Below are 9,197 nucleotides of genomic sequence, written 5' to 3' on the forward strand. Positions count from 1 at the left end.
GAGCGCTGCCCCCCACGCCAGCAGTAGACCAGCGGCCGAAAGCCGCCGGGCCGGTCGCCGAGCGGACCTTCCAGATGGGCCGCGATGTTGCGAGCGACCATGGCCGCGCCGGTGCGCCGCGCGAGAAACTTGGAGCCCTGCACATATTCCGTGCCGACAGCGGCCCGCTGCTCGTCGTCGAGGACAGGCAGGTTGATCGCGCCGGGAATAGCGTCGAGGGCGAACTCGGCCGGGCTGCGCACGTCTATGATCGCGTCGTAGCCGTCGCGAGCCACCGGCGTCAGATCGACGGTGCGCCGGATCATGCGACGACGCGCACCCGGGGCGGCCCCTCCGCCACGCGGCCGACGACAGCGGCGTCGGCGAAACCGTCCTCGCGGGCCAGGTCGAGCACCGCCTCGGCGCGGTCCGCCGCGACCGAGATCAGCAACCCGCCCGAGGTCTGCGGATCAGTCAGCAGGTCGCGGCGCCAGTCGGGCAAGTTCGTCGGCAGATCAACGCCGGAACCATAACTTGCCCAGTTTCGCCCGGAGGCTCCCGTCCGCACCCCTTCGGTGACCAGTCCCTCGACGCCGGCCAGCAGCGGCGGCGCGGACGTCAGCTCGACGGTGAGGCCCGATCCTCGCGCCACCTCCAGCGCATGTCCGAGCAGGCCGAAGCCGGTGACGTCCGTGACGGCGTGGATGCCCGCCAGGTCAGCCAGCTTGGCGCCCAAGGTGTTCAGCTTCGTGGTCGAGCCGATCAGGGCGGCGTACCCGGCCTCATCCAGCCGTGCGGCCTTGAACGCCGCGCTGAGGACGCCAACGCCCAAAGGCTTGGTCAGGATCAGCAGGTCGCCGGCCTGCGCGCCGCGGTTGGTGAGCACCCGCTCCGGGTGAACGAGCCCCAGGGCCACCAGACCATAGATCGGCTCGACGCTGTCGATCGAATGGCCGCCGGCGATCGGGATGCCCGCCGCCGCGCACACCGCCGCGCCGCCCTGAAGCACGCGGCCGATGGTCTCGGCCGACAGCAGGTTCACGGGCATGCCGACCAGGGCCAGCGCGAAGATCGGGGTCGCGCCCATGGCGTAGACATCTGAGAGGGCGTTGGTCGCGGCGATGCGGCCAAAGTCGAACGGGTCGTCCACCATCGGCATGAAGAAGTCGGTGGTCGCGACCAGCGCCTGCTGGTTGTTCAGACGCCAGACCGCCGCATCGTCCGACGTCTCGTTCCCGACCATTAAATTGGCGAAGGCCGCGCCCGCGGGCACGTCGCGAAGGATGGCCTGCAGAGCGGCCGGCGCCAGCTTGCAGCCGCAACCACCCCCGTGGGCCAGCGAGGTCAGGCGAGGCTCGGCTTCGGTCATCCACCGGCTTTGGGCCAAGGTCGCCCTGAACTCAACAGGTGCGAGCGGCGTTCAGGCGGCGAGAAGGAGACTGGAATGCCGATACCGAAGATCGCCGCTGCGCTGGGCGGCCTGTTGCTGAGCCGGGGCGGGCGCCGCATGGCGGGCCGTCATGCGGGCAAGCTGGCGCTTGCGACCCTCGCCTTCCAGCTGTGGGAGAACCGGCACTCCGCCAAGGCCCCGGCTGCGGCCGAGCCGCATCCGCGCCGCCGCTGGAGCGGCCGCCGGGTCTGAATCCGCTGGACCGACGCCGCGTCAACTCCGCTAACTGCCCCGGGCAAGCGGAGCCGGCGCCATGATGATCGTCCACCACCTCAACGATTCCCGCTCCCAGCGGGTGCTGTGGCTGCTGGAAGAGCTGGGCGTCGACTATGAGGTCCGGCGCTATCAGCGCGACCCGAAGACCATGCTGGCGCCCCCCGAACTGCGGGCGATCCACCCGCTCGGCAAGTCGCCGGTGCTCGACGACGGCGAGACCCGGACCGCCGAGACCGGCGCCATTATAGAATACCTGCTGGAGCGCTGCCCCGCGGTCGGGTTGCGGCCCCCTGCCGGCACGGACGCCGCTCGCCGCTTCACCTACTGGCTGCACTACGCCGAGGGATCGGCGATGACCCCGCTGCTGCTTAAGCTGATCTTCTCGGCCATTCCGAAGCGCGCGCCGCTGCTGGCGCGGCCGGTGGCGAAGGGCATCAGCAAGGCCATGAACGCCAACATGATCGATCCACAGCTGGCGGCGCACACGGCGTTCTGGGAGGCCGAGTTGAGCAGGTCCGCCTGGTTCGCGGGCGACGATTTCTCCGCGGCCGACATCATGATGAGCTTTCCGGTCGAGGCGGCGGGCTCGCGCGTCGGCTACGGGCCCGACAAGCCGCGCCTGAAGGCGTTCCTGCAGGCGATCCACGGCCGGCCGGCGTGGAAGCGCGCGATCGAGCGGGGCGGTCCCTACAGCTACGCCTGAGGGATGGCGCCGGCGCCACAGGCGGCGGTGAAGCGATTTCCTCACCCGGCGTAGCCGCAACCCCCGCCGGTGCGGCACGTTAACGGTCCATGCGCCCGAGAACCGTCCAAGTCATCGCCGCCCTGATCGCAGCGGTCGCCTTCATCATGGCCTTCATGGCCGCCGGCGTTCTGCTGGTGTCCGGCCTGTTCATGATGGTCGGCCTGCTGGCCGTCGCCTGGCTGGCGTGGAGCCTGATCCGCAGGGTGAAACTGTGGGGCAGCCTGCAGCAGATGCGCGAGCGCCGGCGCCGTCGGCCGGCCTGACGGATTCGCCGAACCCGGGTTTGCCCTTGAACCCGAGGGCGGAAGGCCCTAACCTATTTGGCCGGTCGCGAGCGCCCAGCGACCATGGCTTCACCAAACCTTCAGTCGGGCGATAGCTCAGAAATTCACGACATATGGAAAAAGTGCCGATGACGGCCGAGGGCTACCGTGTCCTCGACGATCAGCTGAAGCAATTGAAGTCCGTGGAGCGGCCGAGCGTGATCTCGGCCATCTCGGAAGCGCGCGAGCATGGCGACCTGTCTGAAAACGCCGAGTATCACGCGGCCAAGGAGCGTCAGGGCTGGATCGAGGGCCAGATCGCCGAGATCGAGGACAAGATCAGCCGCGCCCAAGTCATCGACGTCTCCAAGCTGGACGGCGACCAGGTCAAGTTCGGCGCCACCGTCACCGTCGTGGACGAGGACACCGAGGAAGAGGCGCGCTACCAGATCGTCGGCGAGCACGAGGCCGATGTGAAGGCGGGCAAGATCTCCGTCTCTTCCCCCATCGCCCGCGCCATGATCTCCAAGGAGGTCGGCGACGTGGTCGAGGTCAACACCCCCGGCGGGGTCAAGGCCTACGAAATCCTCAAGGTCGACTGGAAATAGTCCGGTGACCACGCCCGCCGGAACGAGCCGCCCTCTGGTGTCCCACGTTTCGGTCGGCGTCACGGACCTGCATCGGGCCGGGGTCTTCTACGACGCCGTACTGGCGGTGGTCGGCGCGCGCCGGGTCCTGGAGCACGGCGGGGGCATCGGCTACGGCCGGACCTTCCCCGAGTTCTGGGCTAATGTGCCGCGCGACGGCCGAGGCGTGGTCGCGGGCGCCGGATCCCACGTCTGTTTCAACGCCTCGGGTCCCGAGGCCGTCGTCTCCTTCCACGAGGCGGGTCTCTCGGCCGGCGGGTTCAGCGACGGCCTGCCTGGACCGCGACCCGAATACGCTCCCGGCTACTACGCCGCCTTCCTGCGTGACCCCGACGGCAACAAGGTCGAGGCCATGTGCTGGATCGTCCCCGCCGAAACGGCGTGACCGCGCCGCTGTCCATCTGGGTCGTCTCAGACGGCCGGATCGGGATGGAGAACCAGGCCCTGGGTCTGGCCGAGGCGGTGCAGCGGCAAAGACCGGCGGACATCACCGTCAAACGCATCCGCTGGCGCCCCCTGTTCGACAAGCTGCCGTCGGCGCTCAAGACCGGCGGCATGCTAGACCCGTCCTCAGACCGGGTCGCCCCCGCTTCCGGGGAGGCGTGGCCGGATATCTGGATCGCAACCGGCCGGGCCACCCTGCCCCTCTCGGCCGCCGTGCGGCGACGCTCGCAAGGCCAGACGCTGGTGGTGCAGACGCAGGACCCGCGCTGGAAGCTGAACGCCTACGATCTGGTGGTCGCCCCAGCCCATGACGGCGTCGCGGCCCCGAACGTGCTGTCGATCACCGGCTCGCCCCACCGGGTGACGCCGGCGCGGCTGGCGGAAGGCGCCGCGGCGTTCGAGGCGGCGCTGTCGCCCTTGCCCCGCCCGCGCGTGGCTGTGCTGATCGGCGGGCGGTCGGCGGCTTTTGATCTCACGGAGGACCACGCCGTCGCCCTGGCGGACCAGATTGGGAACGCCGTGCGGAAGGCCGGGGGATCGCTGATGCTGACCTTCTCGCGGCGCACCCCGGAGACGGCGCGGGCGGCGATGACGGCGCGGCTGGCGTCCCTGCCCGGCCAGATCTGGAACGGCGCGGGAGCGAACCCCTATTTCGCCTTCCTGCACTTCGCGGACCACGTGCTCGTCACCGAGGACAGCGCCAACATGGCCGCCGAAGCCGCCTCGACGGGCAAGCCGGTTCACATCCTGCCGATGATCCCGCTAAAGCCGCCCGGCAAGTTCGCGCGCCTGCACGCCGACCTGAAGCAGCGCGGCGCGGCGCGGCCCTTCGACGGGTCGCTGGAACCTTGGGACTACGAGCCGTTGGCCGAAACGGACCGCGCGGCGGGGGCCGTGCTGGAGAAGCTCGGGCGCTAGTCGCCGCCTCCTCCGCCGTCGCCGCCGCCACCATCCGACCCGCCGTCGCCATGATCGGCGCGAGGGGAACTGTCGCCCGTCGATGCGCCGCCGTCGCCATCCCGGCGCTTTCCCGACGATTGGTCGAGCGCGACGCCGAGGCCCGCGCCGATCGCGACGCCGAGGCTGATCCCCAGCGCCAGATTGTCCGTGGCGATGCCGAGCGCCGTGCCGATCGACACCCCCAGGGCGACGCCGATGCCGATGAAACTCGTGCCTGGCTCCACGTCGCCCTCCTCGTGCCTGTGAACAGGCGCGACCTTGGCATCGCGCCGGACGGAATCAACGCCTAAATAGACGCCATGAGCAGCACCCCCCGCACCGTCCGCGTCGCCATCATCGGATCCGGCCCCGCCGGCTGGACCGCCGCCATCTACGCCGCGCGCGCCATGTTGAGCCCCGTGGTCATCTCGGGCCTGCAGCCGGGCGGCCAGCTGACCATCACGACCGACGTCGAGAACTATCCCGGCTTCGCCGACGTCATCCAGGGCCCCTGGCTGATGGAGCAGATGCGGGCCCAGGCCGAGCACGTCGGGACGGAGGTCATCGAGGACATCGTCGTCAAGGCCGACCTGTCACGGCGGCCGTTCCGGCTGACGCTGGACTCCGGGACGGAGCTGCTGGCCGAGACGGTCATCATCTCGACCGGGGCGCAGGCCAAATGGCTGGGGATCGAGAGCGAGGCGAAATATCAGGGCTTTGGCGTTTCGGCCTGCGCCACCTGCGACGGCTTCTTCTATCGGGGCAAGCAAGTGATCGTAGTGGGCGGCGGCAACACGGCCGTCGAAGAGGCGCTCTTCCTGACCAATTTCGCGTCGAAGGTCACGGTCGTGCACCGCCGCGACGAGTTCCGCGCCGAGCGGATCCTGCAGGACCGGTTGTTCGCCAATCCCAAGGTCGAGGTGATCTGGAACCACGCCATCGACGAAATCCTAGGTCAGACCGACGCCGCGGGCGGGGTCAACGTCACTGGGGCGCGGTTGAAGAACGCTCAGACCGGCGAACTTCGCCAGGTTCCCGCCGACGGCGTCTTCATCGCCATCGGCCACGCCCCGTCCTCCGAGCTGTTCGCGGGGCAGCTGGAGACCAAGACGGGCGGCTATCTGGTGGTGAAGCCCGGCACGGCGGCGACGGCGATCGAGGGCGTCTGGGCGGCCGGCGACGTGACCGACGACATCTACCGGCAGGCGGTGACGGCGGCGGGCATGGGCTGCATGGCGGCGCTGGAGGCGGTCCGCTTCCTGGCCGAGCAGGACCACAAGGCCGAGGGTCACCCCATCAGCCACGCCGAAGCGGAAAAGATCGGCGTCTGGTAGCCCGCGAAGCCGTCAGCCGAACAGCCGAAGCTCAGGCGGGGCGTATTCGACCGGGCGCCCCGTCCGGCGGCGGAGGGCGTAGTCAACGGCGGTCTGCACCGCGCGCTCGTCGGTCGGCTTGGACAGCACGCCGATCGTTCCAGCCACGCCTTCGCGCAGCATGCCCGGATTGGCCGTCATGAACAGAACGGTGACGCCGAGTTGCTGACCCAGCTCCCGGCCGAGCTCGATTCCGGTCGGGCCGTCGGACAGATGGATGTCCACGAGCGCCAGATCGATGTCCGTTTCGTCGACCACCTGCCGAGCCGTACGCGCGTCGCCCGCCATGCCGACGACCTCGTGGCCGAGATCTTCCAGCACGAACCGCAGCTCCATGGCCACGAGCGCCTCGTCTTCGATGATCAAGATACGCGCAGTCATGGTCTCACAAGCGTTCCGGTGGTCCAGTGTTGGACACAAGCGTCTCCGCCATGGCCAACGCCGGTCGGCTTAGGGAGTTGCCGCCCAACGGGGTTATGCGACGTTTTGTGCGGCCCTGCGGCGCGAAAGCGCCGTCGCGGGCAGATCAGCCGTAACCCGCAGCCCTTCCGGGGCCCAGACCCGCGTCAACCGGCCGCCCAGCTGGCCCTCGACCGAGACCGTCGCGAGGGTCGAGCCGAACCCTGCCCGGTCCGGCTCGCCGTGGATCGTCGGCCCGCCGCGTTCCTCCCAGGTCAAGATGAACCGGTCGCCTTCGTTGCGGGTCGTCAGCGCCACCTCGCCGTCGGTGTGCGACAGGGCTCCGTACTTGGCGGCGTTCGTCGCCAGTTCGTGGAACAGGAGGGCGACCGAGGTGGCGGCCTGGTCGTCGAAGGCCGCGTCGTCGCCCGACAGGATCACCCGCTGCCGCCCGTCCAGCGTCGCATAGGGCTTGAACAGGTCGGACAGAAAGGCGTGCAGGGTCATCGAGCCGACTGTCGGGCGCGAGGTGTCGGTATGCGGCCGCACGAATTCGTGCGCCCGCGCCAGGGCGTTGATCCGCGTCCTGACCGCGGCGGCGAAATCCTTGGCCTCGGGATACTGGCGCGCAGACAGCCCGATCAGCGCCGACACCACAGCGAAGATGTTCTTGATCCGGTGGCTGAGCTCCTGGCTCAGCACATCCTTCGAGTCGGCCGCCCGTTTCAGATCCTCGATGTCGGTGCAGGTGCCGAACCAGCGGGTGATTTCTCCCGCCTCGCTGCGGATCGCCAGCGCCCGGCCCAACGTCCAGCGATACACGCCGTCCGCCCGGCGCAGGCGGTATTCGATCTCATACGGCTCACCCGTCTCGAGCGACCGCTTCCAGCATATCCGCGCTCGCTCCTGATCCTCCGGGTGGAACATGCCGGCCCAGCCCTCCCCGTCGGTCGAGCCGGACGGGACGCCGGTGAACTCGTACCAGCGGGCGTTGTAGTAGTCGTGGAACCCGTCCGGCTGCGTCGCCCAGACCATCTGGGGCATGGCGTCGGCCAAGGCGCGGAACCGCGCTTCGCTGTCGGTCAGGGCTTCGGACGCCGCCGTGAGGCGCGACTGCGCCTGACGTCCCGCCTTCAGCGCGCGGCGCAGTTCGAGCAGGCTCATCACCTGACGCGACAGCACCTCCAATGTCTCGGCCTGCACCGCGCTCAGCCCTTCCGGACGGGGTCTGGTGTCCAGAACGCACAGCGTCCCCAACGGCAGACCCTCCGGGCTCTTCAGCAGGACGCCCGCGTAAAATCTCAGTCCGTCGGCCGCGGTCACCAGCGGATTGCCTTCGAAGCGTGGATCGCTCGCGGCGTCCGCGACCACCAGCCGGTCCCGTTCCAGCAGCGCATGGCGGCAGAAGGACGTTTCCAGCGGCGTCTCACGGACCCCGAGCCCGACTTCTGACTTGAACCACTGGCGGTCGGCGTCGATCAGATTGATGACCGCGATCGGCGCGTCGCAGATGCGCGCCACCAGCGCGGTCACGTCGTCGAAAGCCGGCTCTCTTTCGGAGTCGAGGATGTCGTATGAACGTAGCGCCGCAAGGCGGTCTGTCTCGTTCCAGGGGGTCGCGGTCATCCGGCTTCCGTGAGGCGGGTTCCACGCCGGAACACCACAGCTTCACCTAATGCAGGGAACTCGGCCGCGTTGCAAAACACCGCGTTTTTTCCAGAGCTTCATGAGCCCGGGCGACCGACTTCCTCGACGGCCATCGGGATGGCTCCTGGGGTCTCGCGCGGCGGGGCGGGATCGGCCGGCGGGGCCTCGAACGCGGCCATCCGCGCATTGATGGCGGCGATATCGTCCGGCGACGCCTGGCGCCGTCCGCCGAGCGAGGCGACGCCGACCACGCGGGTCTGACCGTCGATCTCGACCGTCCGCATCGCGCCCTCCCCCGCCGCGGCCGCCTCGGCCAGCGCCTTCTCGGCCTCGGCCGCGGAAACAAGCTGGAGCCGCGGCCTTGCGAACCGCGCCTCGTCGATGCGCGGCTCGCGACCGGCGTAGCGCTGGCTGAAGGCCGCCGGCTCGCCGTAGATCCCCTTCCAGCGATAGAAGATGTGCGCCCCGATCTGGGTCAGCTTGTTCAGCGTCGGCGCCCACCACGGCCGGACGTAGTCGGCGTGATAGTGCGTAGCCGTTCCCACCGCGGTGGCGACGTGCCCGGCCAGAGCCCGCTCAGCGACGCGCCTCGCCCGCTCCCAGGCCCAGGTCACCGGACCCTGAGCCAGAGCCCCGTCGCAGGTGAAACTGAACTGACAGCCCGTGGTCCGCTCGGCGCCCTCGAACACCACGCCACAGACCGTGTTGGCGTAGTTGGGGTCGCGGACGCGGTTCAGCACGACCTGCGCCACCGCCTCCTGCCCCTCGGTCGGTTCCAGCGCCGCTTCGTAATAGACCGCCTGCGTCAGGCATCGAAGGGCGCGGCGGCGGTCTTCGGCCGTCGCGGGAGCGAACTTGAACGGCTGCGCCCGACGCAGGAAACCGGAAACCGGCATGGCGGCGTTCAACTTCATCGCCTCCAGACCCGTCGCGCCGAACTCCAGCCTCGGCCGCCCCGCCAGCGTCAGGCTCTCCCAGCCCGGCGTCAGGCCGTACAGCGCCGGCTGCGGGTCCGATGGGTCGTGGCGGGCGGCGAGGGCCAACTGCGCCGGATCCATCCGACGGGTGATCGCGGCCAGCCCGCCGGGACCGAGG

General features: G+C 69.6%; 13 protein-coding genes. 7 read left to right on the forward strand and 6 right to left on the reverse strand.

Annotated features, from left to right (window positions below; translation table 11 throughout):
- Together VGB60_RS11880 and selD are read right to left on the reverse strand one after the other, a co-directional pair.
- Window positions 1–305 (reverse strand): rhodanese-like domain-containing protein (locus VGB60_RS11880; RefSeq protein ID WP_331038461.1); only part of this gene is annotated, 305 nt, incomplete at its 3' end.
- A complete protein-coding gene (gene selD, locus VGB60_RS11885) occupies window positions 302–1,348 on the reverse strand; it encodes a selenide, water dikinase SelD (RefSeq protein ID WP_331038462.1) in 1,047 nt (348 codons plus the stop codon). The genes selD and VGB60_RS11880, both read right to left, overlap by 4 nt.
- A 75-nt stretch (window positions 1,349–1,423) precedes the next feature.
- On the opposite strand from selD, the gene VGB60_RS11890 reads away from it, so the two are divergent.
- From VGB60_RS11890 to VGB60_RS11915, 6 genes are all read left to right on the forward strand, one after another.
- Complete coding sequence (locus tag VGB60_RS11890; RefSeq protein ID WP_331038463.1) at window positions 1,424–1,621, forward strand: cysteine protease; 198 nt, start codon at window positions 1,424–1,426, stop codon at window positions 1,619–1,621.
- Window positions 1,622–1,682: 61 nt separating this feature from the next.
- Window positions 1,683–2,348: a glutathione S-transferase gene (locus VGB60_RS11895; RefSeq protein ID WP_331038464.1), complete on the forward strand. Its 666-nt coding sequence runs from the start codon at window positions 1,683–1,685 to the stop codon at window positions 2,346–2,348.
- A gap of 89 nt (window positions 2,349–2,437) precedes the next feature.
- A complete protein-coding gene (locus VGB60_RS11900) occupies window positions 2,438–2,653 on the forward strand; it encodes a hypothetical protein (protein WP_331038465.1) in 216 nt (71 codons plus the stop codon).
- A gap of 134 nt (window positions 2,654–2,787) precedes the next feature.
- Window positions 2,788–3,261: a transcription elongation factor GreA gene (greA, locus tag VGB60_RS11905; protein WP_331038466.1), complete on the forward strand. Its 474-nt coding sequence runs from the start codon at window positions 2,788–2,790 to the stop codon at window positions 3,259–3,261.
- A gap of 4 nt (window positions 3,262–3,265) precedes the next feature.
- A complete protein-coding gene (locus VGB60_RS11910) occupies window positions 3,266–3,685 on the forward strand; it encodes a VOC family protein (RefSeq protein WP_331038467.1) in 420 nt (139 codons plus the stop codon).
- On the forward strand, window positions 3,682–4,662 hold the full coding sequence (locus VGB60_RS11915; protein ID WP_331038468.1) for a mitochondrial fission ELM1 family protein: 981 nt from the start codon (window positions 3,682–3,684) through the stop codon (window positions 4,660–4,662). The genes VGB60_RS11910 and VGB60_RS11915 overlap by 4 nt, the downstream gene beginning before the upstream one ends.
- Here VGB60_RS11915 and VGB60_RS11920 read toward each other — a convergent pair.
- Window positions 4,659–4,928, reverse strand: a complete 270-nt coding sequence (locus tag VGB60_RS11920; RefSeq protein WP_331038469.1) for a hypothetical protein — start codon at window positions 4,926–4,928, stop codon at window positions 4,659–4,661. The two genes, VGB60_RS11915 and VGB60_RS11920, sit on opposite strands and share 4 nt — an antisense overlap.
- A 75-nt stretch (window positions 4,929–5,003) precedes the next feature.
- Between VGB60_RS11920 and trxB the strand changes: the two genes are divergently transcribed.
- Entirely contained in the window at window positions 5,004–6,017 is a 1,014-nt protein-coding gene (gene trxB, locus VGB60_RS11925) for a thioredoxin-disulfide reductase (protein WP_331038470.1), read from the forward strand.
- A 12-nt stretch (window positions 6,018–6,029) separates the two neighbouring features.
- Here the strand turns inward: trxB and VGB60_RS11930 are convergent, their stop codons facing one another.
- The 3 genes from VGB60_RS11930 to VGB60_RS11940 all read right to left on the reverse strand — a co-directional run.
- Window positions 6,030–6,476, reverse strand: a complete 447-nt coding sequence (locus VGB60_RS11930) for a response regulator (RefSeq protein ID WP_331038471.1) — start codon at window positions 6,474–6,476, stop codon at window positions 6,030–6,032.
- A gap of 54 nt (window positions 6,477–6,530) precedes the next feature.
- On the reverse strand, window positions 6,531–8,081 hold the full coding sequence (locus tag VGB60_RS11935; RefSeq protein ID WP_331038472.1) for a sensor histidine kinase: 1,551 nt from the start codon (window positions 8,079–8,081) through the stop codon (window positions 6,531–6,533).
- Between the two features lie 98 nt (window positions 8,082–8,179).
- Window positions 8,180–9,197: cell wall hydrolase (locus VGB60_RS11940; RefSeq protein WP_331038473.1), on the reverse strand; the 1,018-nt coding region annotated here is incomplete at its 5' end.

Origin of the sequence: Brevundimonas sp., assembly GCF_036399195.1 — a bacterium.
GTDB lineage: Bacteria > Pseudomonadota > Alphaproteobacteria > Caulobacterales > Caulobacteraceae > Brevundimonas.

Bases quoted from the DNA above. Each gene is read 5' to 3' on its own strand.
- greA (WP_331038466.1), top strand. From the start codon at position 2,788: ATGGAAAAAGTGCCGATGACGGCCGAGGGCTACCGTGTCCTCGACGAT.
- VGB60_RS11890 (WP_331038463.1), top strand. From the start codon at position 1,424: ATGCCGATACCGAAGATCGCCGCTGCGCTGGGCGGCCTGTTGCTGAGC.
- trxB (WP_331038470.1), top strand. From the start codon at position 5,004: ATGAGCAGCACCCCCCGCACCGTCCGCGTCGCCATCATCGGATCCGGC.
- VGB60_RS11900 (WP_331038465.1), top strand. From the start codon at position 2,438: ATGCGCCCGAGAACCGTCCAAGTCATCGCCGCCCTGATCGCAGCGGTC.
- VGB60_RS11935 (WP_331038472.1), bottom strand. From the start codon at position 8,081: ATGACCGCGACCCCCTGGAACGAGACAGACCGCCTTGCGGCGCTACGT.
- selD (WP_331038462.1), bottom strand. From the start codon at position 1,348: ATGACCGAAGCCGAGCCTCGCCTGACCTCGCTGGCCCACGGGGGTGGT.
- VGB60_RS11895 (WP_331038464.1), top strand. From the start codon at position 1,683: ATGATGATCGTCCACCACCTCAACGATTCCCGCTCCCAGCGGGTGCTG.